Origin of the sequence: Pediococcus damnosus, assembly GCF_001611155.1 — a bacterium.
In the GTDB taxonomy this organism is placed as follows: domain Bacteria; phylum Bacillota; class Bacilli; order Lactobacillales; family Lactobacillaceae; genus Pediococcus; species Pediococcus damnosus.
Map to the genome: position 1 here is coordinate 926,692 of NZ_CP012294.1, position 25,250 is coordinate 951,941.

Annotated in this window: 20 protein-coding genes; 7 read left to right on the plus strand and 13 right to left on the minus strand. The window is 38.6% G+C overall.

The window, feature by feature from the left end; genetic code table 11:
• Positions 1 to 13 precede the first annotated feature (13 nt).
• Together ADU73_RS04500 and ADU73_RS04505 are read left to right on the plus strand one after the other, a co-directional pair.
• Positions 14 to 589: a DNA-3-methyladenine glycosylase I gene (locus ADU73_RS04500; RefSeq protein ID WP_062913211.1), complete on the plus strand. Its 576-nt coding sequence runs from the start codon at positions 14 to 16 to the stop codon at positions 587 to 589.
• A 24-nt stretch (positions 590 to 613) separates the two neighbouring features.
• A complete protein-coding gene (locus ADU73_RS04505) occupies positions 614 to 1,615 on the plus strand; it encodes a GDSL-type esterase/lipase family protein (RefSeq protein ID WP_046870968.1) in 1,002 nt (333 codons plus the stop codon).
• A 41-nt stretch (positions 1,616 to 1,656) separates the two neighbouring features.
• On the opposite strand, the gene nhaC is transcribed toward ADU73_RS04505, so the two are convergent.
• Positions 1,657 to 3,075 carry a Na+/H+ antiporter NhaC gene (nhaC, locus tag ADU73_RS04510; RefSeq protein ID WP_046870967.1) on the minus strand — a complete coding sequence of 473 codons (1,419 nt, stop codon included), beginning with the start codon at positions 3,073 to 3,075 and terminating at the stop codon, positions 1,657 to 1,659.
• A 434-nt stretch (positions 3,076 to 3,509) separates the two neighbouring features.
• A complete protein-coding gene (gene cls / locus ADU73_RS04515) occupies positions 3,510 to 4,967 on the minus strand; it encodes a cardiolipin synthase (protein WP_062913212.1) in 1,458 nt (485 codons plus the stop codon).
• Between the two features lie 402 nt (positions 4,968 to 5,369).
• On the opposite strand from cls, the gene ADU73_RS04520 reads away from it, so the two are divergent.
• Positions 5,370 to 5,828 carry a GNAT family N-acetyltransferase gene (locus ADU73_RS04520; protein ID WP_046870965.1) on the plus strand — a complete coding sequence of 153 codons (459 nt, stop codon included), beginning with the start codon at positions 5,370 to 5,372 and terminating at the stop codon, positions 5,826 to 5,828.
• A 12-nt stretch (positions 5,829 to 5,840) separates the two neighbouring features.
• On the opposite strand, the gene ADU73_RS04525 is transcribed toward ADU73_RS04520, so the two are convergent.
• The 8 genes from ADU73_RS04525 to ADU73_RS04555 form a co-directional block, all read right to left on the minus strand.
• Entirely contained in the window at positions 5,841 to 6,377 is a 537-nt protein-coding gene (locus ADU73_RS04525) for a hypothetical protein (protein WP_062913213.1), read from the minus strand.
• A gap of 84 nt (positions 6,378 to 6,461) precedes the next feature.
• Positions 6,462 to 6,854 (minus strand): HIT family protein, encoded by a 393-nt coding sequence (locus ADU73_RS04530; protein ID WP_046870964.1) that lies wholly within the window; start codon positions 6,852 to 6,854, stop codon positions 6,462 to 6,464.
• Positions 6,855 to 6,982: 128 nt separating this feature from the next.
• Positions 6,983 to 10,735 (minus strand): MMPL family transporter, encoded by a 3,753-nt coding sequence (locus ADU73_RS04535; RefSeq protein ID WP_046870963.1) that lies wholly within the window; start codon positions 10,733 to 10,735, stop codon positions 6,983 to 6,985.
• A 169-nt stretch (positions 10,736 to 10,904) separates the two neighbouring features.
• On the minus strand, positions 10,905 to 12,221 hold the full coding sequence (locus ADU73_RS04540) for a C1 family peptidase (protein ID WP_046870962.1): 1,317 nt from the start codon (positions 12,219 to 12,221) through the stop codon (positions 10,905 to 10,907).
• A gap of 216 nt (positions 12,222 to 12,437) precedes the next feature.
• Positions 12,438 to 12,584, minus strand: a complete 147-nt coding sequence (locus tag ADU73_RS10500) for a hypothetical protein (protein ID WP_158510932.1) — start codon at positions 12,582 to 12,584, stop codon at positions 12,438 to 12,440.
• Positions 12,585 to 12,879: 295 nt separating this feature from the next.
• Positions 12,880 to 13,485 carry a signal peptidase I gene (gene lepB, locus ADU73_RS04545; RefSeq protein ID WP_046870961.1) on the minus strand — a complete coding sequence of 202 codons (606 nt, stop codon included), beginning with the start codon at positions 13,483 to 13,485 and terminating at the stop codon, positions 12,880 to 12,882.
• Between the two features lie 96 nt (positions 13,486 to 13,581).
• Positions 13,582 to 14,991: an MFS transporter gene (locus ADU73_RS04550; protein ID WP_056986017.1), complete on the minus strand. Its 1,410-nt coding sequence runs from the start codon at positions 14,989 to 14,991 to the stop codon at positions 13,582 to 13,584.
• A 155-nt stretch (positions 14,992 to 15,146) separates the two neighbouring features.
• Positions 15,147 to 15,980: a glycosyltransferase gene (locus ADU73_RS04555; protein WP_080945493.1), complete on the minus strand. Its 834-nt coding sequence runs from the start codon at positions 15,978 to 15,980 to the stop codon at positions 15,147 to 15,149.
• Positions 15,981 to 16,284: 304 nt separating this feature from the next.
• Between ADU73_RS04555 and ADU73_RS04560 the strand changes: the two genes are divergently transcribed.
• The 4 genes from ADU73_RS04560 (at position 16,285) to ADU73_RS04575 (ending at position 19,613) form a co-directional block, all read left to right on the plus strand.
• On the plus strand, positions 16,285 to 16,731 hold the full coding sequence (locus ADU73_RS04560; protein ID WP_046870960.1) for a LytTR family DNA-binding domain-containing protein: 447 nt from the start codon (positions 16,285 to 16,287) through the stop codon (positions 16,729 to 16,731).
• A 5-nt stretch (positions 16,732 to 16,736) separates the two neighbouring features.
• Complete coding sequence (locus tag ADU73_RS04565; RefSeq protein WP_046870959.1) at positions 16,737 to 17,477, plus strand: LiaF transmembrane domain-containing protein; 741 nt, start codon at positions 16,737 to 16,739, stop codon at positions 17,475 to 17,477.
• Positions 17,478 to 17,533: 56 nt separating this feature from the next.
• Positions 17,534 to 18,820 carry an MFS transporter gene (locus ADU73_RS04570; RefSeq protein ID WP_056986018.1) on the plus strand — a complete coding sequence of 429 codons (1,287 nt, stop codon included), beginning with the start codon at positions 17,534 to 17,536 and terminating at the stop codon, positions 18,818 to 18,820.
• Positions 18,821 to 18,962: 142 nt separating this feature from the next.
• Complete coding sequence (locus ADU73_RS04575; RefSeq protein ID WP_046870957.1) at positions 18,963 to 19,613, plus strand: HAD family hydrolase; 651 nt, start codon at positions 18,963 to 18,965, stop codon at positions 19,611 to 19,613.
• A 145-nt stretch (positions 19,614 to 19,758) separates the two neighbouring features.
• On the opposite strand, the gene metF is transcribed toward ADU73_RS04575, so the two are convergent.
• The 3 genes from metF to mnmG all read right to left on the minus strand — a co-directional run bounded on the left by metF (position 19,759) and on the right by mnmG (position 25,236).
• Positions 19,759 to 20,652 carry a methylenetetrahydrofolate reductase [NAD(P)H] gene (gene metF, locus ADU73_RS04580; RefSeq protein WP_062913214.1) on the minus strand — a complete coding sequence of 298 codons (894 nt, stop codon included), beginning with the start codon at positions 20,650 to 20,652 and terminating at the stop codon, positions 19,759 to 19,761.
• A complete protein-coding gene (gene metE, locus ADU73_RS04585) occupies positions 20,639 to 22,912 on the minus strand; it encodes a 5-methyltetrahydropteroyltriglutamate--homocysteine S-methyltransferase (RefSeq protein ID WP_046870955.1) in 2,274 nt (757 codons plus the stop codon). The genes metF and metE overlap by 14 nt, the downstream gene beginning before the upstream one ends.
• A 416-nt stretch (positions 22,913 to 23,328) precedes the next feature.
• Complete coding sequence (mnmG, locus tag ADU73_RS04590) at positions 23,329 to 25,236, minus strand: tRNA uridine-5-carboxymethylaminomethyl(34) synthesis enzyme MnmG (RefSeq protein WP_046870954.1); 1,908 nt, start codon at positions 25,234 to 25,236, stop codon at positions 23,329 to 23,331.
• Positions 25,237 to 25,250 lie beyond the last annotated feature (14 nt).

Genomic DNA, 25,250 nt, shown 5'->3' on the forward strand with positions numbered 1-25,250 from the left:
TGGAGGTTAAAGTATGCAACAAACATTAGATGACTTCATCTGTACCTGGGCTAAAAATAGTGGACCTGAAATTCGCGCTTATCACAAAAACGAATGGTGCCGTCCTTCTCATGATGACCAATATATTTTTGAAATGATGAGTTTGGAAATTTTTCAGGCCGGATTGAATTGGGAACTTGTTTTAAAGAAACGACCCGCTTTTCAAAGAGCTTTCCATAATTTCAATCCCCAGCAAGTAGCCACAATGACGACTGATGAAACTGACCACTTACTAACTGATTCATCGATTATTCGAAACCGTTTAAAAATTGAAGATATTGTAATCAATGCACAGGCGTTTTTAAAAATTCAAAAAGAATTTGGCAGCTTTGATAAATATATTTGGCAATTCGTGAACAATCATCAAGTTAACAACCACATTCGAATTCCTGAAGAAATTCATGCAAAGACTCCACTTTCAGAAAAAATTTCTAAAGACTTGAAACAGCATGGCTTTAAATTTATGGGACCCACAATTACTTATTCTTTCATGCAGGCAATTGGCTTAGTAAATGATCATGAAATTAGTTGTATGGACAATCCTGGTTAACTTCAAATAAGGACGGTAATAATTATGGCGCAATCAAAATACGTTCAAACAACTGCCAACGGCTGCTTTGCCGGTGCTTATTTTATGGGTCGTTGGGTTCAAAAATCGGTTTTAAACCAACGCGCCATGTATACAACCAACCTTGGTGCCGCCATTTTATTTATGACTAAGGACACCGATTGTTTGAAATTAGCATTTGCAAACACTACCCCAACTGCTCGCTTTCAACCAGAAATTGGTATCTTTATTGATGATAACCCCGAGCTGCGATTTAAGGTCAATGAAGTCCCTGATGAACTTCATATGAAGCTGAGTGGTCCTCATTTGATTCGCATTGTCTTTGCTGGCAACTCTGATTCAGATGAGCTTTGGCAATACCAACAAGGACTGGCAATTACCCAACTTGCTGTTACGAATCCCGGCATTATGATCCCTGTGAAACCAGCCGGAAAAACTATTGCTTTTATTGGTGACTCAATTACGGCAGGCTGTTGGGTTCTAAAACGAACCCCCTCTGTCGGTTACGCTGCCGAACAAAATTATGCGGCACAGACTGCCCAAATTCTTAACGCGCAAGATTTAAGAATTGCCTACAGTGCAGCTGGCCTTTTACGCTACGGAACTGGTGGTGTACCCGCTGCTCCTCGTTTTGTAAAATACATTAACTTTGAAACTCCTGCTCCAAGCTACCATCCTGACCTTGTTGTGCTTAATATCGGGACTAATGATCAACGTTTTGATGGTAACCTGATGAAAATTCAATTTTTAAACTTCTTTCACGAACTTCAGGACCTTTTTCCGAAAGCAACTTTAAATGTTTTGATTCCGTTTAACCAAGCTTTTTCCAAAGAATTGCGTGAACTCTCGCAAGAGAATTCCGAACTATTCTTTCTAATTGAGACCGCTCAGTGGCCCCTTACTTATACTGATCAGGCCCATCCAGATCTAAAGGGTTCCACCCTGGCCGCACAATACCTTTCCAGGGTACTTGTAAACCACTATGGATCTGATTATTTTAAAATTTAAATTATGTTTGATAGGACTGTGATCAATAATGATCACAGTTTTTAGTTCAAGCCACCTTCAGAATCTGGTACAGCTTCTGTTTTTTTAGAATCTGTAACATGTTTCATGCCAATCCCTGTAAACCCACTAATAATGGAAAAAATTGGTGATAGGATGCTAAAGAATGCAAATGGCAAAAAGTGAAGAACTGGAACGCCAAGGGTATTTGCTGCAAAGGCCCCCGCAACTCCCCAAGGAATCAGGTAATTAATAACAGTTCCGCCATCTTCAAGAACTCGACTTAATGCTTCATTGGCTAGTCCGGCATCCTGAAATGGTTTCTTAAAGGCCTTGCCGGGTAAAATAACGGATAAGTATTGCTCACCGATAAAAAGATTAACGCCAATTCCAGTAAAAATTGTTGCAGTAACTAACTTACCATCGGAATTCAATCGTTTCGCTAAGGGCGTCATGACCGCTTGAATCAAACCAAACTTCATTAACAGGCCGCCTAACGACAAGGTTAAGATGATTAGGGAAACTGTTCCCATCATGCTGCCAATGCCACCTCGAGTTAATAACGCATCAACACTCGCATTCCCAGTTTTAGCGACAAAACCGTTTTCGATAATTGTCGCAATCTTACTAATCTGGGTTTGGGGCTGTTCAATAAAAATCATCACCACAGAAACCACAATATTTATAAACAAAGTTGGAATTGCGGGGATTTTTCGCCATGCACAAAAGAACATTAATGCGATCGGAATAATTGCCCAAGCACTCACACTAAAATGTGATTCCAGAACTGCAACGGTCTGGTTAATTTTACCCAAATTAGCCGTCGTTGTTGCTTGGTAGCCTAAGATCGCGTATAAAATAAGCGAACCAATAAAGGCTGGAATTGTTGACCACATGAGATTCTTAATATGTTTAAACAAATCTACGTCAGCAACCGCTGAAGCTAAATTGGTTGAATCTGAAAGTGGTGATGATTTATCTCCAAAAATTGCTCCAGAAATGATGGCACCAGCAACCAAGGCTGGATTTACGCCCATTGTGAGTCCCATTCCAAAGAATGCAATGCCGATGGTTGAAATGATGGTAAATGCTGATCCAATCGAAGTCCCTACTAACGCACAAACGACAAATACGGACGGTACAAACCATTTAACGCTAATCATATGAAATCCTAAGACCATCATTGAAGGAATGATCCCAGCGGCGATCCACGTACTGATCAGTGCGCCAACTAGAATAAAAATAAAAATTGGAATAATTCCCGTTTGAATACCTTCTTTAATTCCGTCATCTACATCTGACCAGGCAAAATGCCGAAACTTGGCCCAGAAAGTCACAATCACTAACACCAATAAAACGGGAGTTTGAGGAGATAATCCAAATTTAATAACTCCTAATCCCATTACCAACAGCATTCCCAATAACACAATGCTTGCTTCTTTAAAACTTACTTTATTTTCCATATTGCACCTCATTTTTAGTTTTTATTCACCAGCTCAATCAGTTAGCTTTAAAGACTAATAACGAGATATGCCTCCGCACTTACATTTATCCATATCATCGTGCCCCTTAGTTTCAAATTTTAGGTAATAAAAAAGTCCCTGCTGTAATTTTTTTACAACAGGGACGATAAATAAACCGTGGTACCACCCAAATTGAAGGAACCCAAAAATCAGATTCTTTCCACTCACTAGAAGGTAACGGCTCTAGTTATTATCCGTTCAATTGAAACTGTTTCATGGTATTTCATCTAAATTATCCTGATCGGTTCGCAGCAACCACCGACTTTCTGACACCCAGATAATTAGCTACTTGGTATGAAAGTTCACGTTAAATATTAAGTTGAATGCATCTTACCACGTCAAAATATGTTCGTCAACCAATAATTAAAAACAAATTATAGAATTGGTGAAAGTAATCGGGAAAAATCTTGCTTGAATTTTAGCCACCAAGACTGGTTATCGTACATTTCCGTTGTTTGTAAGGTTGATTTTTGAATATCATCTTTAAAAATTTCTTCTAATTCGTGCGCAATTTTTTTATCATAAATAAAAGCATTTACTTCAAAGTTTAAACTAAAACTGCGAAAGTCCATATTTGCGGAACCAACTGATCCAAGTTTACCATCTACTACCATGGTTTTAGCATGTAAGAACCCGGCATCATAGTTATAAACCTGGATTCCCCATTTAGCACACTGGCGTGCATAGTATTGTGTTGCCCGATAAACAAAGACATGATCCGGCATGTGGGGGATCATAATTCGAACATCAACGCCCGATAATGCAGCCATATGCAGGGCATCCATAACACTGTCATCTGGGATCAAATAGGGACTTTGAATCCAAATTGAACGATGAGCAGAATTAATCAATTTCAAGTATCCAAGTTTAATATTTTCAGTTTCTGAATCAGGACCACTGGATACAATTTGAAGACTTGTATTCCTGTTTACCTTTGCCACTGGAAAATACTCAGACCCTGGATCAAACACCGTATTAATTGGATTTTCATGATCGGTTGCATTCCAATCTCGCACAAATCGTGCTTGAAGACTGTATGCAGCAGAACCAACGATTCGCATATGGGTATCGCGCCAATAACCAAATTTTTTACTCCGTCCTAAATATTGGTCACCAATATTAAAGCCTCCAGTATACGCAACTTGTCCATCAATCACCACAATTTTTCGGTGATCCCGAAAGTTTAAACGAAAATCAGTTACTGCCGAATGGGTTCCCAAGAAAGGGGCCGCATAACCACCCAATTCACGAAGGTGTTTGAAAAATTTACTTTTAGTTCCCATTGAGCCCCATGAATCCCAGAGCACACGAACCTCAACGCCTTCTTTAGCCTTTTTTTCTAATAAATGTAAAACATCACGACCAATTTGATCATCGTAAAAGGTGTAAAATTCAACATGAACATGTTTTTTAGCTTTTTCAATATCCTCAAACATATCATGAAACAATTCTTTACCATCCGTAATTAGTTTCACCCGATTACGGTGACTTAAAAAAGCAGAATCAGCATTCATGAACATCGTCGCCATGCCACTAGCATCTTCAACGACTTTGTCAGCCTCTGTATGGTCATCATTTAGCTCTTTAGATTGACGTTCAAGAATGAGCTCCAGTTCGAGTTTGGTTTCCTTTTTTAATTGGAACATCTTATTCTTCGGCAATTTACGTCCTACAAAAGAATAGAAAATAAATCCTACAACAGGAAGAAAAAAGAGGACAAGCAGCCAAGCCCAAGTTGCTGCGATATCCCGCTTTTCACGAAAAACGGTTATGACGGCAGCAATTAAGTTCACAGCAATAATAAGTTCTATAACAATATGTACCCAGTTCATGGCTATCCCCCGATAATTAAGTTATTACTGGTTTTTATAAAAAATATGAATTAATATGATAACTTCCCAGCTAAATATATTTTCATTTTACCCTTATCGCCACTAATTTAAAACTGTTGGCGCTTAAATACGAGAAAAACTGTTACAGTCAGTAGATCAACTGATATTTCAAACCTAATTAAAAATACTTTTAGACACAAAAAAAGCGCTGCCGTCGCAACGCTTAATAAGTAACATGATCATTATATGATCATCCATTCACTTTATGGGGGGAGTAAATGAAAAAGTTATTTATGTATTTAATAGTATTCACAAAATGTGAATATTTTGTGAAGAACATGTGTCAGTTAAATTACATTTAAAATTATTGGAAAAAATTCTATTTAAAAAGGAAAACATGTGATGAAATCAACTAAAAATATAACAATTTTACCTGCAACAGCTTCAGATAATTCTGAATTAGCTGAAATTTATCTCCAATCTCGAATTGCTACTTTCTCTTGGGTTAAAAATCCCCAGTCAACTGACTTTATTCGTGATTCCAAAGACGAATTCATTTTAAAAGCCATTTTAGATAATCGCATTGTCGGATTTCTCAGTTTTTATAGCCAAGAAAACTTCATCCATCTTTTATTCATTGATCCTGCATATATTCATTTTGGGATTGGTTCCCAATTGCTTTCCGCAATTCGTCAATTGGCTACAGCACCGGTCACTTTAAATTGCGTCCGCCAAAACCATGACGCCTTGGCTTTCTACAAAACAAAAGGTTTTAAAATTGTTGGCAAATCATTATGGAAATCGCCTGCCTATTACACCCTCATGGACACCAAAAAAGAAGATTACCCGTTGTTGGGATAATCTTCCTTTTGTTTACTTCTTGGCTTGGACAAGAATTCCGTTAACCGTATCACTGTCTACCGTTCGGGCAGCATTGAAGCCATGGAACGTAAGCCCCTTATATTTCTTAGCAAGACCTTTTTTTAATTTAAATGAATATGTTGCTGGAATTCCAGAAAGTTTCATTTTCAAAGTTAGCACAGTTTGTTTTTGCTTATTTGTTGTTAGTTTATAATTCCCTTTTCCAAATGAACTTAACCCCTTTGCTTTCTTTGCAGCCGCATAAGACGCATAATATTTTTTAACGTTGTAAGCTGTCACTTTGCCATTCTTGGTAAACGTAAAGGCCTCTATTCCTGAATTAGATTTATACTTCAAATCTTTGGCGAAATACCATAATCCACCGTTGTTGCGAATTTGTTTACGAGCTGAAACCTTTGAAACCCTTGGTACACTCGATTTAATGGTTGTTCCTGAATCGGTTCCAGTCTTTGCACAGCCTGCCAAAAGCAAGCACAAACAAACCAGTGGTAACCCAATCATCAGATACAATTTCTTCATTCGTTTCATGTTACTCACCCCATTATTTCTATTTACTTAGATTATACTTCTTACTTAGATTATACTTCGTTTCAAATTTGCTTACTATCAAAGTTATTTAAATTCTGGTCGTTGCTTTGGCACCAAAAATTGTCCTGGAACGGCACCAACTCCTTTAGTTACTTTATTCCAATAACGCGGAATTAGATGAATGTGACAATGAAAAACGCTTTGACCAGCAGCCGCACCAGAATTTATTGACACATTGTAGCCATCCGGCTTAAATTGCTTGTCTAACAGTTTCTTTGCATCTTCGGCCATTTGTCCTAGTTCTTTCTTTTCTGACGCTGTGGCATCCCAAATTTGCGCGACATGCCGTTTAGGAACAATCAGTAGATGTCCTTTGCTAACTGGATGAATATCCCAGAAAGCGACGCACAAATCACCTTCAATAACAAAATCTGATGACTGCTTCTGACAAAATACACAGTTCGGATCAAAATCCATTGTCTCATCCCCCAACATCTGTATTATATCCTGTTTATCTAGTTAATTGGTGAATTCTAGTTTAAAACAAAAAGGATGTTGCGATTTTTTAATTCGCAACATCCTTAATTTCACATTAATCCCCAAAATTAATGTTTTTTATTCTTTTTCTTCTTAAACGAAACACCCTCGTAAGTTAATTTAATTAAGCTTGGCAAGAGAATTGGAATAATAATAACTAAAATTATCAGTCCAATAATAACTACCATCGCTACTTGAATTAACGTAAGTACTCCTGAAGGAATCATCGCAGCAAATGTTCCACTAAGAATAACCATTGCGGAAAGCACAACTGCACCGATAACCCCGGCAGCTTCAAGAATCCTTGCACTTGGTTTAAGATCCTTATTGAAATCACGATACCTCATCATCAAGAAGATACTATAATCTACACCCAGTGCGATGATCATAATAAATCCGAAGAAAGGTGTATTCCAAGTTAGCATTGGTTGCCCTAAGACGACCGTGCTAATTGCCTTGGTAATTCCCAATGAACCAAAGTAAGCCAAAAGTAACGTTCCAATGATATAAAACGGCATTAAGACTGAACGGGTAACAAATACTAATGCAATCAAAATTCCAACAATCATAATTACGGCTGTTCGAGTAAAGTCCCCACTTGCCGTCTTATTGATATCAGCTGTTTGAGCAGTTTGTCCCCCAATTGCTACCGTGGCACCTTTCAATTCTGTACCCCGAAGATCATCCTTAACTTGTCTTTGAAGATCCCGGACTTTGGCCATTGATGCACTTGAACTTGGATCCGAATCAAGCACAATCGTTAGTTTGGTTGCCTTACGATCTTCAGAATAATAAGACTTAAGCACTGGTTCAAACGTTTTACCGTGCAATTGACTATTTGGAATATAGAATGATTTCCCAACTGAGGAATTACCCATTCCATTGAGATAGCCATTTGCAGAGGTCATTCCAGAACCAATTGTCTTAGTTCCTTTGGCCGCAGTCTTTAAACCAGACTGAAGCGTATCTACCTTGCCAGACATGCCCTTCAAAGTTCCGTACATTTGTTTTTGTCCAGAAACTTCTTGATCAAGGCCATTTGTTAATGCTGGCGTTGAACTTGCCAAACTTCCAGCACCAGTTGAAAGCTGATTCAAACTACTTGTAAGAGTTCCCATACCGCTAGTTAATTGACCAACACCGCCAGTAAGTTCACCGCTCTTCCCAGCCAAAGTAGAAGCACCACTTGAAGCCAATTGAACGCTATTAGCATAGGTATTAATCCCATTATTTAGTTTAGAAACACCATTCACTAAGGCTGAATTCTTATTAACTTGTGCGTTGAGTTGTTCGACGCCTGCTGTAAATTGTTTCAGCTTTGAAATGCTGCCAGAAGCTGCTTGTAGTTGTGACCCAAGCGCTGTTAATTGATTTAACTGATCCGTACTAATATTCGTCGAATTTATCAATGTTTCTGCTTGTTTCATCACAGAACTTAATTTATTTAATTCACTGATTGTATTGGAGTCAATATTAACTGAATTTAACTCTTTTTCTAAACTGGATACTTGTGCCTGAACACTTGACAGTCCACTTAAAGTATTACCAGTTGTTTTAATGGTCTGAGCAGATGCACCGGCTGTTTTAGCCCCAGCAGTAATTTGCGATTCCGCTGTTGCTAATTTTTGCTTATCCGCTGTCGACATCGTGCTTTGATCCAAACTAGATAAAGTCTTAAGGGCTGCTGTATTTGATTCAGCAGCCTTTGCAGAATCTGTTGCTGCTGAAGTAAGTGATCCTGAAACCTTGTTTAGACTTGCAAACGAACTATTTACAGAAGCTAAGTTCTTCTTGGCTGAATTTAATTCAGTCAATAATGGTGCCAACTGTTCAAGACTGTTAATAGCACTTTGTGATTGGGCTAACTCAGCCTTCAAAGTATCTAGTTGCTTGACACTACTGCTTAAACCAGATAACTGGCTCATAGCCGCATTCCCAGAGTTAAGAGTTTGTTGTAACCCATCTAGTTGACCATCAATGCTAACTGCCGCGCTATTCAACGTAGAAACTCCGGTTGAAAGTTGCTGTGCTGAAGTTAGTAATTGTTGTGAACCACCAGATAACTGACCTGAATTAGCATTAAGTGTGTTTAATCCAGAACTCAGGGTGTTAACGCCTCCTGTGTACTGGTTTAATCCAGTAATCAATGGTGCCATCTGACCACTCATTTGAGAAACACCTGAAGAAATCTTAGTTGCCCCATTTGATAATTGGTTTGCACCATCAGTGACTTTAAGCGATCCGTCACGTAAAACTTCCGTACCAGCAATCAGCTTTTGGACACTGTTTAAACCGCTATCCATGTTGGTTGCCGCTAACTGATCAGAAGCACTGTTTAATCCTTTACCAATGGTATTAAGACCGCCATGAGCTTTATCAATTCCCGTTGTCACGGTCTTAACTTGGCCCTTCACATATAACTTTGCAATTGGCGAACCACCTGGTTGAGTGGCCGATGCAACAGTCTTCACACCTTTTTCATTTTGCAGTTGTTTTGTAATTTGATCAACTAACTTTAAGGTTTGTTCATTATCTAACTTTTTATTCGAACGAATGTATAACGTCGAAGGTTCAGCTGTTCCGGGAGAGAAATGATCCTTAACAACATTGAAACCAACCTTCTCAGGTAACGTGTCGCTTAATTCATCCAAATCGTTATAGTCTAAAGTTCCAGGTCCCTTAATCACAAACGGAATCGTCAACAATAAGACTAAGGCAACCGCAATAATAGGATGCAAGATTGATGAATTAGCTAATGCATGCCACATCTTACTTTGTGAATGGCCACCGAATTTTTTAGAAGGCCAGAACATCTTTTTGCCCAATACACTCATAAAGAATGGGTTTAATGTCAGTAAAACGGCAACCAAGACAGCAACCCCGAGAGCAACTCCAAAGGCAGATTTATAAATTGAGAACTTCGCAAATGCAAGGGCACAAAATCCTATAAATACCGTGGATCCACTAAATAGGATCGTGCGTCCCGCCGTTCGAGTCGCTTTACGACTAGCTGTATGTCGATCTTCACCTTTGCTTAATTCCTCTTTAAATTGTTCATAAAGTAAAATATTATAATCGGTTCCAATCCCAAACAGAACCACTACAAGGAAGACTTCGGTAAAGTTTGAAAATGGGAAATTAACCCGAGCAACTAAATTTGTAACAATTGATAACGTTGTGATAAACGCCACACCAACTGTAAAAACCGAAATCATCGGCACAATTGGCGATTGGAAAACTAAAATTAAGACAATAAAAATGAAAATTGCCGCAATTACTTCAGTTTTCTTAACACCCTCTTGCGTCGCTTCGGAAAACTTTTCGTTCAAGATTTCCCCACCAGTGATATAGGATTTCACACCTGGTGTTTTAACGGCTTTAGTTAGTTGCTTATCAATCTCCTTATAAGATCCGTGAGATTTAGATACAGACAGTTGAACTAACTCGGTTGTCTTATCTTTCGAAATTAGTTGTTTCCGGGTATATATATTATCGTTTGCCGCTGTGACAGACTTAATCCCGAATTTCTTTTTATTATCACGTAAATAGCTAATTGTACTATTAACGTTTTCTTTTTGATCCGTCGTTAATTTTTGCTTACCATTATTAAAAATGGCAACCACTTGCGTCGTATTTCCTTGTCCATATCCCCATTTGGACTGAATTCGATTCGCAACTTGGCTTTGCGCCGAACTAGGTATCTTAGTTTCCGCATGTGTTCTAACTAATTGATCTATATTTGGCAAACTAATCACACTAATCAAAATAATCCCAATCCAGATGATTAGTGAGATACCATGGTTTTTTACAAACTTGTGCATGTTTATCTCCTTTGAATGTCCAGTTTAATATACAAGATGATATTATAGGCGTTCTGAAAAAAAATGTAAATACTTTTCTTTTATTTTCATTTAATGTTCAACCGCCTGATATTTACCTCCAAAACAAAAAGGCCTGAATTTTATCCCGGCCTTCAGTAAACTAAATTTATCACATCATTGGATCCCAAACAGGTAATGGCTCTGGTGTCGAGTCAGCGATTTTCAATTGTGCAGCCGTTAAATACTTGCGGTGGACAACAACTTGATAAACATAGTTTTCAAACCAGTCATCAGTCATCGCAAAGTAGCCTTTTTCGCCACTCTTATCGCCCCAACTATTCTCTACCTTCCATTTAGTAGCCTCATCGTTAACCACATCAACCCCAGTTAAGGTCATTGCGTGAGAAACTGCCGCTTGGCCATATTGCAAACGTTCCGCCTTGCTCATACTCAAATCAACATCAAATAGCTCATCTGTTCGATAAAGCTTACTATCTAATAATCCATCATTACGATCCATTTGTTCCAGCACATCATTGCCAAACCAAACTGTTTCGCCGTCTTTGAGTTGTGCAATTGCTGCTTTCCGCAAAACTTCCATGTCGACATTTAATAGAGTAATCTTTTTGCCACCTACAATATTGTCTTCGGCAGGGAGACTATATAACTTATCAAAAGGTTTGTCGGGTGAATTAGTCACTACAACATAATCATCCAAATCAACCCCAATATATTTATCGTAAAAAGCTTTAGGCGTTAAATCAGCATCACGATGATAGTTCTTCTTGTCATCCCAATATTCAAAATCAAACTTTTCGGGTGGTGTTCCAACCGCAATCGCCGTCATCTGGTAAACTTCACCCAGTAACTGATCACGTTTGGCGTTCAATTGACCTTCAGTTGCACCACTATTTTTAAGCTCACGCAATTCAACTGCATCCTTACGTAATTTTAAATTTAATGAACTTGCAAAACCGCTCGTATCATTTGTATTAAAACTTTCCGGCATTACAGAAGCTGGAACCACGCCATACTTTTGAACTAAGCCAGCTGCCATTGCCCACTGGCCACCATCATCATCAGGTGAGTCTAAATAAACTGCCACTTCTCGATCACTCGTTGGTTTATCGGCAGTCCGAATAATGTTCTCATAGAAAACATTAGCTCGCTCAACTTTATCCCAGAAAAAAGAATAAGATTCGGAAAATTCAAAATCCTTCATGTTCTCTTTATCTGCGAGTTGATGACGAAGGGTATTTAATAGAGAAAATAGCCAGCAACGCCCACTATGACGCTGATTAGTTACCTTACCGGTGTCTAATTCGATTGAGAATGTCCGATTCAAACGAACCTTAGCGGCAATGTCCTCACTGGCATTTAAAACACCATTCTTCGTAGCAGCCCGTTGAACCGCACTGTTGCGATTATCTTTACCAAAATTTTTTCTAAATTTCGTCACGTTTTCTTGTGATATTTCTTTTCCCATAAGCGACCTCCAAAGTTATGATTCTAAAATAAGAATAATCTAAGCATATTTTAATCCTTTTACAATAAATAGCAAACCTTTTCCGATTTACAAAAAACTGAGCATGGATTTATTCATGCTCAGACTCTAATCACTTTATTTTCCCACTCTCCAGGACAGCTCGACAATGCAAAAGGTGCTAAATAAGTACGACTCCCGTGGGATTACGATCCCGCACTAATTCATTGCATTGGACGATTTTCGTCCCAAAAATCTTTTATCTTCCATACGCTGTCGATTCTTGTGGCACACTTCAGCCGCAAGAACTCGCATCCGTCCGTCTTTGCCTACTACTTTCCACTGAGCTTTAGGATAGCTCGACAAGTCAAAAAGAGAATCCTAAGCATGACTCCCGCGGGATTGCGATCCCGCACTAGTTCATTGCATTGAGTGATTTTCGTTCCGAAAATCTTTTATCTTCCATACGCTGTCGATTCTTGTGGCACAATTCAGCCGCAAGAACTCGCATCCGTCCGTCTTTGCCTACTACTTTCCGCTGAGCTTTAGGACAGCTCGACAAGTCAAAAAGAGAATCCTAAGCATGACTCCGGCGGGATTGTAATCCCGCATCCGTCACACTTAGGATTCTCTTTTTACCGACTTGTCTCACTCACTTCCGTTAATAGTCACCCGTACGATCATTAATATTTTTCTTAGCGGATGAACTTCCCCAAAATGGAACCTTTACAACTCCCATTACTTCATTCTTCTTAACAAATCCCCAATAACGACTATCATTCGAAACACTTCGATGATCACCCATTACAAAGTATTGACCTGCCGGAACCGTTTCTGGATTATTTCCCCAGCCACGTGCTTTGGCAACAGAAGCCAACGACCACTGGTTTGCTTCAGCACCAATTGCCGTTCCGTTTTCACGTTGGTAGGTATTAATGAACTTTTGTGGGACCAATTTATTATTCACATATAAGTTACCATCTTTATATGAAATTTTATCACCGGGCATGCCAATCACACGTTTAACATATTCTGTCCCAGGGGCTGCTTCTGGATCCGCACCATATGCATCAAAAACAATGACACTCAAATGCTTAATTTTTTCTTGTTTCATAACAAAAACACGTTCGTTATTAAGCAAATTAGGTTCCATTGACGTCCCATCGACACGGACAATCTCAAAAAGAAACGACCGAACTAACAATGCGATGATTAAACCAATTAAAATCGGTACAACCCAACTCATAATACTTTTTAAAGTTTTCATGAAAACTCCTCATTAAAATTATTTATATCTATATATTAGAGCAAAGCCCCTTAAAAATCTCGTTTAAAGGTCAAAACTACCCAATTTTTTCATAAATCATAAACTTTCTTTACGACTTTTATGCCAAACCAGACTAATTAGCAGGACTAACGCAATACAAATCATCGCAAATGCAAACCGGTAACTAAAATGCATCCCATAAACAAACCAACTTGGATGTTGCGTGGGGTAAGTAGTAATGCGTCTTCCTGCTTTTTGACTAATTCCAAAATATAGCAATGACGTGGATAAGGATAGCCCGATTGACATCCCCAGGTTTCGAGCAAGGGCTGCAATGGATCCCGCAATTCCTTGATACTGTTTACCAGCATTACCCATGATCATCGGATTATTTTGGAAGGCGCCATTGGCCAAGCCATATAGCATTAAACCAATGATTAACCAAACAATTCCCCAACTTGGCTGAATCGTCATGAAAATTGCTTCCGGAATCAGAAAAAGAACAAGCGCAATTAATGATACTTTTTCGGCGCCAATATGATCGCCAATCATTCCTCCAACTGGAGCTGAAAAAATATTTAGCAGCGGGATCGACATCAAAATTAAACCAGCAATGGCAGACGAATATTTTAACGTTTCCTGCAGATAATAGGGCATAATCATGTTATTGAAGTAACTAACCGCAAACACTAACATCGCAGAAATAACACCAATTGAAAACCCGGCATTCTTGAAAATATGTAAATCTAACAGAGGTTTGTCTGTATGGTTCTCGCGTAGGATAAAAGCTGCAACACACACGGCCGCAATCACGAATAACCCGATAATTTGTGTTTTGACGAATCCAATTTCTTGTCCCCAATAAATGGCTACAAAAAAACTGATAATGGCTAAAACATAAGCCAAGTACCCAGAATAATCCATGCTAATCTTTTGTTTTGGCCGCTCTTCTTTAGGAAAGATCTTGTGACCGAACGCAAAAGCAATTAGCCCAATGGGAACATTAATAAAGAAGATAAAGTGCCACGACAGCGTTGCAAGGATTAAGCCACCTAACCCAGGACCCATGATATTACCAACTTGCACAAATGAGCTATTCACTCCTAAGGCAACCCCATGACGATTACTAGGAAAAATCTGAGTAATGATCCCAAAGTTTGTGGCCATTGTCATTGAAGCACCAACAGCTTGAATAACACGCATGCCAAGCATCATTGGTAAGTTTACGCTAAGTCCACAGCCAAGCGAGCCCGCAACGAAAACTAAAGTTCCAATTTGAAAGATTGAGATTCTCCCAATTTGGTCCGATAGTTTCCCAAAAAATATTAACAGTACACAAATTAAAACTAAGTACACAGAAACAACCCATTCAGCTTCATTCATAGGTGCATGAAGGTCACGGGAAAGTTGTGGAACTGCAATATTAACGATGCTCGCGTCAATGGTCGACATAAAAGAAACCATTGAAGTAGCTAAAAGTAACGTCCATTGAGAATTTTGTTTCATAATTATTTACCACCCGCATCTTATAAGCTAGCAATAGTTTACCACTTAATAGTTTGGCCAAGGAGTAGTAACCTCTTGTTTCTAAAGTTCATTGAAATTCAAAAAGAATCCTGAGAACAACAACCTAGTTAAAGTCCCTGTTTGCAAGATTCTTATTAAGCTGCATCTTTTAAACGTTGCAAAATATTTTTATACTGATCGAACAGGTCGTCATACTCATGTAACTTCAGTTCACGATGAACTAAATTAATCTGCCAAGGTTTAACAGTTAGCGTATGAATCAAAGGAAACAGCCGAAAGCTAGTGGTGAAATGTTGAAAAACAGTATCTTGTTGCAATCGATGTTGTTCGTTAAACCGATTGGATTCGATTTTTTTCTTGTGCGTTAATTTATTTAAAGCAGACTGATCAGGCATAATCATCTTTCTGTTTGTACATAATTTTCGACAGCGTGCAAGAAAGCCGTCGTGGCGAATTTCTTTTAAATTCATTAATAGCACGCCGGAATTTATATAATCAAAGGTTTTTAATTCATGGTGAAAGAACCAACGCCCATAGTAATCTAGCACGCCCACAAAATCTGTTTCGGTAAGTGGTTGATTGTAAAAATTATCAAAATTGCGACGTGCGACCACATCTGTATCTAGATATAAGACACGATCAGGAATTTCCGGAACCAAATCAGCAAATAAGCGCAGCATACAATAGGGTGTGTACATTGTGTTCAGATTTGCCGTTGGTAAATGGTTTTGAAACTGCTTAGTAATATCAATCTTGATCACTTTATTAGCAGGATTTTTTGTTTGAACCTCTTGATTGAGGGTATCTACAACAACATCTGGCAATGCTTGAAATTTATGCTTTTTATCATGTATTTGAGCAGTTAAAACATATATTGAAAGTGGTTGATCACTATTTTTTAAAAGCGATAGGACCGAGATTATCAGTCCATCGGCCATGTTCGCATCCCCACAATACAAAACATTCATTTTGCTGTTTCCTCTCTACAAACCAGAATTCTTACATTTATCTCATTGTATCATATGCCCCTCCTTTCAATTAGTATTTACCAATTCATCCGTGACAACAATATGAATGAAACTTCAAAATTACCACGTTTTCTTTTTAATTGGGTCTATTATCGCAGTGCTTTTTCACATTACATTTTAATTTTAAACATAGAACTAATTAACCGGTTACGCAGAATTTTATACCACTTAAACAAAAAGCATTCCATTTCTCGCTCAAAAGGAGTCTAATAATACCATAGCCAAAAGGAAAGAGGCGACGGGAATGAAAATACGACTAGAAGTTGATAACACCCTTCAGGAACCCGAAGTTATCATTAAAGCATCCAATCATGATCCCAATGTTGAAAAAATTAAAAAATTATTAGAAAAAGTTTCTCTTACGAACACCCTGACCTGTTATCAAGGATCAACAGAATATTTTATAAACTTAGACACTATTCTCTTTATAGAAACTGCAGACCGGCGGTTACAAGTCCATACGAAAGATAACATTTATATCAGTAAAGACCATCTTTACGCATTAGCGGATCGCCTACCTGGTTATTTTTTACAAATATCAAAATCTGCACTTATTAATTTATATCAGGTTAACGCATTGAATAAATCAATTTCAAATTGCCTAATATCTTTTCAGAATTCCAATAAACAGATCTATGCATCCCGTCGTTACTACAAACAGCTTCAAGAACGATTAAACGAAATGAGGTAATTATCATGAACACAAAAACAAAATGGGGCCACTGGTTCTGGGGACTATTTTTCTTAGTCTGTGCTGTTATTCTCGTTGCCAGTAAAATGGGCTGGTTTTCTTATCATCTCAATATGTGGACACTAATTCTCACGTTAATTTTAGCGGCCGCCACAATTAAAAGTATCGTTTACTTTAGTGTCCCTGGCACAATTTTTAGTCTTGCCTTTATCAGTATGCTTTACTCAAAACCGCTTGGCATTACCAACTTGGTTCCATGGACCATTTTAGGCGCCGCGCTTTTATTAAGTATTGGCCTGTCATTAGTTTTGCAACCTTTAAAACGACGATCACATCGCCATCATCAACACATTTTTGTAAATGAATCCATCAATGGCGGTGAACATTTTTCTCAAAGCACAACTAGTGATTATGAATCAGACGTTACTGTCAATGTGCGCATGGGTAGTGCAATTCGCTATGTCCAATCTGCCAACTTTCAATATGCTTTAATTAACGTCACGATGGGCGATGCCAAGGTTTACTTTGACAAAGCTGCAGTTATCCAAAACCAGGCCAATATTGAACTCACTGGTAGCATGGGAGATATCGATTTGTATTTTCCTAAAGAATGGAATACACAAATTCAACTTAACTCTTTTATCGTAGAAACATCTGAAGTTGGCCTGAAACCAACCAAAACCGGGCCACTCATTGTGATTAATGGCGATTTTAAAATGGGAGATATCACGATCCATTACGTTTAAGTCCTTTCAAAAAAACAATTGAAGGACAAGTCTACTTCAGAACTGGGAGTGTTACTATGAACAAATTTAAATTATCGGCGCAGACCATCAAATTGTTAATTATCAAGTTTACCGGGACATTTGGCAGTGGCATGTTATCTTTTGCAATCGGCCTATATATCCTTCATCGCACTGGCTCAGCATTAGGCATGGGAATTTCTTTAATTACCGGTCCCCTCGTTTCATTAATTCTGACTCCTTTCGTTGGCTTTATTGTGGACACGTTTAACCATCGCAAAATCATGATTATGGCCCAAATTACGACCAGTCTAGGATTGCTTTTATTCGGATTTGTTTTTCGGTTATGGCCGGCGCAGTACTATCCGGAATTGATTGGCTTAATCATCATTTTACAAATAACCGACAACTTTCTCGGAACAACGCTTACGGCTAGTCTTGTTCAGTTATTTGATTCAGATGAATTACAAAGAGTTAATTCGTTAAACCAGTCCATTTCCTCGTTGGCCTCTTTTTTAGCTCCCGTTGTGGGGGCGTTTGTTTACACCCTTGTTTCAATTGATAGCTTTGCATTTATTGAGATTGGATTTGAAGTAATCGCTTTAGTCACCATTGCTTTCCTTCATTTTTCGAAACCAATCCCAAATTCAACTCCTGAAATTAAAAAAACTGGTTCATCAGAAACAGTTTGGCAGAATTTTCGAACTGGCTTTCAATATTTACGTAACCAGCACCTCATGAGTCTTTTAATAGTTTCAGCTGCAGCCATTAATTTCTTCTTTTCAGCCCTTAACGTTGGCCAGCCTTATCTGCTGGTAACAACTCTAAAACTGTCTAACACCCAGTACGGGGTCACGGACTCGGCCTTTGCAGTTGGGATGTTTTTAGGTGGTATCCTACTTAGTCTATTGAAACTAAAACACCATCCTATTATTATCTCTTACTTAAATATTGCCTTCCTGTCATTTATTTTGATTGCCACCGGAGTTCCAGAGGTGCTGGGCTGGTCATCTAGCTTAAACACTTTATATTTTATCGGTCTAAATGTCTTAAACGGTGGAATATTAGTATTCATCAATACACCGATGAGCACGTATATGCAACAATTAATTCCCCAACATATGCAAGGACGGATTTTTTCACTGGATAGCACCATTAGTATGTTGTTAATGCCAGTTGGGACCCTTATTTTTGGCTTCTTATTCGATCATGTTGCTGCTCTCCCGGTTTTCCTGCTTACTGGGATTGCATTGCTTGTGTTCACAATTTCGATTTTAACCCTCATGCGTAAACAAAAGTTATTAGACCTCCCAGAAAATACCGTTGAACAAGAAATTAAGGAATAAGTTGCTAAACTTGAACTTTTTAATAAGGACTACCAAGTTAACTTATAATCAGATATAATCGAATATGAAGGATAATTCGATTAATTAGTTCAAGGATCACTAATTTTGATTTGATAAAATTTTTAAGATGGAGGATATCTAAATGTATTTAACTTTCGATTGTTATGGGACCCTGCTTAACGAAGAAGGGCTTTACACTAAAGTAGCGGAAATTGCTAACAAAATCGGCGTGGATGGTCAAGTTGCGCGTAACTGGTTTATTAATTATTTAGACGACCGCAATCATATGGTGCCTTACTTAAACTATGATCGGTTAGTTCGCCAGACTTTAACTGAAATGGATAAGCACTTCAACTTGGAACACAAATTTGAAGAAAATTATGTTGAAGTATTACAAGCGATCCGTGACTTAAAGCCATTTCCAGAAGTTATTCCAACTTTAAATAAACTAGTCAAACGTGGCTATCACCTGATTGCCATGTCCAATTCCTCTTGGCCGATTATTCCAGCCAATGTTAAAGCTTTAGAAAACCCGTTTGAAGATGTCATAATTGCTGAAACAACTCACGCGTATAAACCGGATCTAAAATTCTTTCAATACGTTCAAAATAAATATCAATTTACTGCAGAAAATCACATTCATATTGCCCAAGGCTTCGATTCTGACATCGTTGCAACTAACCAAATGAACTGGCCAAGCATCTGGGTAAATCGTGACAACGAAACCCCAGATGGAAACGTGGAACCGACTCATACTGTAAAAACACTTGATGAAGTATTGAACTTAATTTAACTAATTAGTTAATGAAACACTAAAAGCCATCTGATTTCAAAATCAGATGGCTTTTTAAAACTCTATTTAGTTTTAAACTTCATTAGCTAACAACCATCTATAAGCAAGATGGCGTAAAATTGTTTCACGTGAAACAAAAAACATTTTAAAGGTGAACACTAGGCTTTTCTTCAGAATCTTTAAACAATGAAGCCGTTGCATCCCAGATTTGCTGAGCAACCTTACTATGGTTCATCGTATAAAGATGAATGCCATCAACACCATGGGCTACCAAATCTACAATTTGATCAATGGCATAGGCAATTCCTGCATCCCTTAAAGCTTCTTTGTTATCAGCATAATGATTTAATATCGCCGCAAACTTCTCTGGTAGTGGTTTCCCAGAAATTTTCGCCATGCGTTCAATCTGACTCTTATTCGTAACTGGCATGATTCCGGCTTCAATAGGAACTGAAATTCCAGCTGACCGCGTTTGATCCATAAAATCATAAAAACACTGATTTTCATAAAACAACTGAGAAATAAGATGATCCGCGCCAGCATCAACTTTGCGTTTTAAGTTAGCAATATCTTCTGTCAAATTAGCAGCTTCTTGGTGGCACTGTGGGTAGCAAGCTCCCATCAGTTGAAAATCACCAGGCTGTTCTTTAATGAAGCTGACAAGCTCATTAGCGTGGTTAAAATCACCAACCGGAGTTCTTCCAGCAATTTTGTCCCCACGCAATGCCAAAATATTGGAAATATGATGCCCTGACAACTCTGCCAATAACTTACGGACATCCTCTTTGGATTGATAGAGACCAGGAATGTGGGCAACTGCTGGAATATTTAAATCATTTTGAATAAAATTCGCAATCCCAACCGTTTGATTTTGGGCACCAATACCACCCGCACCAAGCGTAACGGAAATAAAATCGGGGTGGATATGTTCCAAATTAGTCAACGTCTTTCTGATCTTATCAACTGGCGCTTCCCCATGTGGAGGAAATACTTCAAAAGAAAAGACCGTTTTGTGTTTAAAGATCTCAGTTAGTTTCATAAAGCGAACTCCTTACTTTTTTAGCGGCCTCTACCATATTGGTTACAGCTTCAAAGGCTTCCTTCTCTGAACGGGTTTTTAAGCCACAATCTGGATTAATCCAGACCTTAGCTGCCGGTAATTTGGCAATAATTCGTTTGATAATTTCTTCTAGTTCTTCAACGCTAGGAATCCGTGGTGAGTGAATATCATACACACCAGGACCCACTTCAGTCTGGAAATCTGCCGCGACTAATTGATCAATCAACGACAAATCAGAACGAGAAGCCTCAAACGAAATCACATCGGCATCCAAATTATCAATGGCTTGAATAATGTCGCCAAACTCGCTGTAGCACATATGGGTGTGAATCTGGGTCTCTGGTTTTACGCCACTATGCACAAGTCGAAAGGCAGGAACCGCCCAGTCAAGATAGGCACTGTACCAATCTGATTTTCTCAAAGGCAAGTTTTCCCGTAACGCTGGTTCATCGATCTGAATAATTTTAATGTCATGTGCTTCGAGATCCAACACTTCATCACGAATCGCCAAGGCAATCTGCGTAACCGATTGTTCTGGGGTGATATCTTCACGTGGAAACGACCAATTAAAGATCGTCACTGGGCCCGTCAACATCCCTTTAACTAAATGATCGGTCAATTTATTGGCGAAAACCGTCGTATCCACAGTAATAGGTTCATTACGACTTACATCTCCCCAAATAATTGGTGGCTTAACCCCACGACTACCATAGGATTGCACCCAACCATTTTGAGTGAAGACAAATCCATCAAGTTTCTCGCCGAAATATTCAACCATGTCATTGCGCTCATATTCACCATGGACAAGCACATCCACGCCAGCATCTTCCTGGAACTTAATAATTCGTTTTATTTTTTCTTGATTAAACGCATCATATTCGGCACGCGTAATTTCGCCCTTACGCAATTTAGACCGATTTTGACGAACATCCTTAGTTTGTGGGAATGATCCAATGGTCGTTGTTGGTAGCTCTGGTAAATGAAAAACATCCTTTTGAATTTTCTCGCGTTTAGACCGTTCTGGCAATCTTGTATAATCAGCGGGGGTTAAATGGTCAATCCGAGTTTTAACCTGCTGATTTTCTGGATGTCGAATTGTCGAAAACAACTCATTATTAACGGCCAACACTTTTTGATCGTGGCCTTGAAAAATCGCATCTAATTCAACTAACTCGTCTAATTTTTGGTAAGCAAAAGCCAAATGACGTTGAACGGACTTGGGCAAATTAGTTTCTAATGAAGCATCATATGGAACGTGTTGAAGAGAACAAGAACTGCTCAATACCACATCGCCTGCAACATTCAATGATTTCAGAGTCTCAATGGTCGTTACGTAATGATTACGCCAAATGTTTTTACCATTCACAACGCCTGCAAAAAGGACTTTATCAGCTGGGAAGCCATCTTGTTTAACTAACTTAATATTTTCCTTCGTAGCAACAAAATCTAATCCAATCCCATCAAATGGCAGTTTCGTAATCGTTTGGTAGGAATCACGCACATCACCAAAATAGGTTTGAAGTAAAACTTTAACATCCTTTTTTGCCGCCAAAAGTTTGTCATAAATCTTAGCAAACAACGCAATATCAGCTTCACTTTGATCAAAACTAAGCGCAGGTTCATCTAATTGCAACCAATTTATGCCTTGCGTATTGAGTTTAGCAAGTAACTCACTGTATGCCGTAGTTAAGGAAGCTGCAAAATCACTTGCTTGTTTGTGTCCTTTAAAAATACTCAATTTGAGTAATGTATAGGGGCCCACAATGACAGCCTTAGGATTTTCGATACCCTGATCTTTAGCTTCAGTAATTTCATCAAAAAGTTTGGACCCAACTAATTTTACGTCCGTTTGGTCATCAAATTCAGGAACTATGTAGTGATAGTTCGTATTGAACCACTTTTTCATTGGTAAAGCCTTAACTGATGCCGTTTCACTCTGATAGCCACGTGCCAACGCAAAATATTCGTCTAAACTATCCAACCCTAAAGACTTGTAGCGATCCGGAACAATGTTGAATAGATAGGCAGCGTCTAAAGTTGTATCGAAAAATGAAAAATCACCAACCGGAATTAAATCAATCCCCGCTGCTTTTTGCTTAGCCCAATGCTGTGCTCTAAGTTGTTTAGCCGTTGTTAAAAGCTCTTCTTGAGTTGCTCGTTTCTTCCAATAATGTTCCGTTGCAAATTTTAATTCTCGATGTTCACCAATTCTAGGAAAGCCAATAATACTTGTTGTCATAATCTTCCTCCAATTATTTTTTAATAAAAAAAGCACCACCATTACGCGCTCGGAAATAAATCCGAGGACGCGTAACCGTGGTGCCACCTCTTTTTTTGTCAATTTCACAATCAACAACTCAACTAGTTTTAAAATTAAACTAGGGCCCCTTATCGGTGGCACAACCGGTGATTTGGCGTGAACCGCATCACAGCTCTGAGCTCATCTTCATCCCTACTCTAAATCCTCATTTTCACCGAATTTCTGAGGTCTCTAACATTTTTGTAGGAACTACTCTTCTCATCAACGCTTTGAATTAAATTTTAATGAGAGTTTACAACTAATTTAAATTATTGTCAAATGCAAAAACACTTCACAAAAAAATTCATAATAAAAACACCTCAGAATTTTGGCTCTAAGATGCTTAAAAAAGTGACCTATTTAACTTTAGCAATTCTACCTTGTTCAATATAAACACTCAAGATTGCGATATCAGCAGGATTAACCCCACTAATCCGACTTGCCTGTGCAATTGTTTGTGGTTGAATTTTCTCCAACTTTTGGCGACCCTCAGTGGCTAGGCCATTAATTTCTTCATAATCGATATGCTCTGGAATCTTTTTAGCTTCCATCTTCTTCAAACGTTCTACACGTTGTTTAGCCTTTTTAATGTACCCTGCATATTTAATCTCAATTTCAACTTGTTCAACAACTCGACGATCTAATTTTTTGTCTGGTGCTGGAATAAATTTTAGTAAATCTTGGTAAGTGACTTCTGGACGACGCAAAAATTCGGAGGCCAAAACACCGTCTTTTAATTCATGTCCACCTTTAGAGATCAGAAAATCTTTAACTTGCTTTGGTTTAATTCGAATGGTATCCAGACGTTTCAATTCAGCCTCAATATCAGCCTTTTTAACCAAGAAGGTTTGATAGCGATCATCATCAATCAAACCAAGGTCATGGCCCATTTCAGTTAATCGCAAATCAGCATTGTCATGACGTAAGATTAAGCGATACTCGGCACGACTGGTAAGCAAACGGTAAGGTTCCTTGGTTCCCTTCGTGACAAGATCATCAATCATGACACCAATATATGCATCGCTACGTTTCAGTGTAAATTGGCCATTATCCAAAGCTCGTAAGCCGGCGTTAATTCCAGCCATTAAACCTTGACCAGCAGCCTCTTCATATCCTGAAGTTCCGTTAGTTTGACCAGCTGTATACAAATTTTTAACAATCTTTGTTTCCAAAGTTGGTTTCAACTGATAAGGAGCTATTACATCGTATTCAATGGCGTAACCTGGACGCATCATCTCAGCATCTTCTAACCCTTTAATAGAATGTAAAATCTTTTGTTGAATTTCTTCTGGCATCGAAGTTGAAAGTCCCTGAACATACCACTCGTCCGTATTCCGGCCTTCAGGTTCAAGGAATAATTGATGATGATCTTTATCAGCAAATCGCACAATTTTATCTTCAATTGAAGGACAATAACGAGGTCCCACACCTTCAATCACGCCTGTAAACATTGGTGCCCGATCCAAGTTCTTGCGAATAATCTTATGTGTATACTCATTTGTATAGGTCAGCCAACATGATAACTGATTTTTCACATCAATATAATCACTATCTGGCGTTGTAAAACTAAAGTGATTAGGCTCTTTGTCACCTGGTTGCTCTTCAGTCTCATCGTAGTGAATTGTGCCACCATCAACCCGAGGTGGAGTCCCTGTTTTGAAACGCTCTAATTCAAATCCATAATTTTGTAAGTTCTTAGTTAACTCTTTGGCAGGTTGTGAGTTATTAGGACCTGAAGAATACATCAATTCGCCAATAATAATCTTTCCTCGGGCTGCTGTTCCTAAAGTTAAGACCACACTCTTGGCATGGTAGCGAGCCCCTGTATTTGTGATAACGCCTTTACAGACGCCATCTTCAACAATTAAATCATCTACAATTCCCTGTCGTAAAGTCAAATTGGGTTCATCTTCAATGGTCTTTTTCATTTGTGCATGGTAAGCATGTTTATCTGCTTGTGCCCTCAAAGCACGAATGGCAGGACCCTTACCTGTATTCAACATTCTCATCTGAACATAGGTTTTATCAATATTTTTGCCCATTTCGCCACCAAGTGCATCAATTTCGCGAACAACGATGCCCTTAGCCGGACCACCAACTGATGGATTACATGGCATAAAGGCAACCATATCTAAATTGATGGTCATCAATAATGTCTTGTTTCCCATTCGTGCCGCCGCTAAAGCTGCTTCTGAACCAGCGTGTCCAGCGCCAACCACGATCACATCGTAATCTCGACCTGCATACTGTTTTACCTCTGTCATGCCTTTTCCTCCAC

Excerpts from the sequence above, each read along its gene's own strand:
- ADU73_RS04560 (WP_046870960.1), top strand. The coding sequence starts at position 16,285 with ATGAAAATACGACTAGAAGTTGATAACACCCTTCAGGAACCCGAAGTT.
- cls (WP_062913212.1), bottom strand. The coding sequence starts at position 4,967 with ATGAACTGGGTACATATTGTTATAGAACTTATTATTGCTGTGAACTTA.
- ADU73_RS04505 (WP_046870968.1), top strand. The coding sequence starts at position 614 with ATGGCGCAATCAAAATACGTTCAAACAACTGCCAACGGCTGCTTTGCC.
- ADU73_RS04540 (WP_046870962.1), bottom strand. The coding sequence starts at position 12,221 with ATGGGAAAAGAAATATCACAAGAAAACGTGACGAAATTTAGAAAAAAT.
- ADU73_RS04525 (WP_062913213.1), bottom strand. The coding sequence starts at position 6,377 with ATGAAACGAATGAAGAAATTGTATCTGATGATTGGGTTACCACTGGTT.
- ADU73_RS04565 (WP_046870959.1), top strand. The coding sequence starts at position 16,737 with ATGAACACAAAAACAAAATGGGGCCACTGGTTCTGGGGACTATTTTTC.
- ADU73_RS04500 (WP_062913211.1), top strand. The coding sequence starts at position 14 with ATGCAACAAACATTAGATGACTTCATCTGTACCTGGGCTAAAAATAGT.
- ADU73_RS04555 (WP_080945493.1), bottom strand. The coding sequence starts at position 15,980 with ATGAATGTTTTGTATTGTGGGGATGCGAACATGGCCGATGGACTGATA.
- metF (WP_062913214.1), bottom strand. The coding sequence starts at position 20,652 with ATGAAACTAACTGAGATCTTTAAACACAAAACGGTCTTTTCTTTTGAA.
- ADU73_RS04535 (WP_046870963.1), bottom strand. The coding sequence starts at position 10,735 with ATGCACAAGTTTGTAAAAAACCATGGTATCTCACTAATCATCTGGATT.
- metE (WP_046870955.1), bottom strand. The coding sequence starts at position 22,912 with ATGACAACAAGTATTATTGGCTTTCCTAGAATTGGTGAACATCGAGAA.
- ADU73_RS04570 (WP_056986018.1), top strand. The coding sequence starts at position 17,534 with ATGAACAAATTTAAATTATCGGCGCAGACCATCAAATTGTTAATTATC.
- ADU73_RS04520 (WP_046870965.1), top strand. The coding sequence starts at position 5,370 with ATGAAATCAACTAAAAATATAACAATTTTACCTGCAACAGCTTCAGAT.
- ADU73_RS04530 (WP_046870964.1), bottom strand. The coding sequence starts at position 6,854 with ATGGATTTTGATCCGAACTGTGTATTTTGTCAGAAGCAGTCATCAGAT.
- ADU73_RS04575 (WP_046870957.1), top strand. The coding sequence starts at position 18,963 with ATGTATTTAACTTTCGATTGTTATGGGACCCTGCTTAACGAAGAAGGG.
- mnmG (WP_046870954.1), bottom strand. The coding sequence starts at position 25,236 with ATGACAGAGGTAAAACAGTATGCAGGTCGAGATTACGATGTGATCGTG.
- ADU73_RS04550 (WP_056986017.1), bottom strand. The coding sequence starts at position 14,991 with ATGAAACAAAATTCTCAATGGACGTTACTTTTAGCTACTTCAATGGTT.
- lepB (WP_046870961.1), bottom strand. The coding sequence starts at position 13,485 with ATGAAAACTTTAAAAAGTATTATGAGTTGGGTTGTACCGATTTTAATT.
- nhaC (WP_046870967.1), bottom strand. The coding sequence starts at position 3,075 with ATGGAAAATAAAGTAAGTTTTAAAGAAGCAAGCATTGTGTTATTGGGA.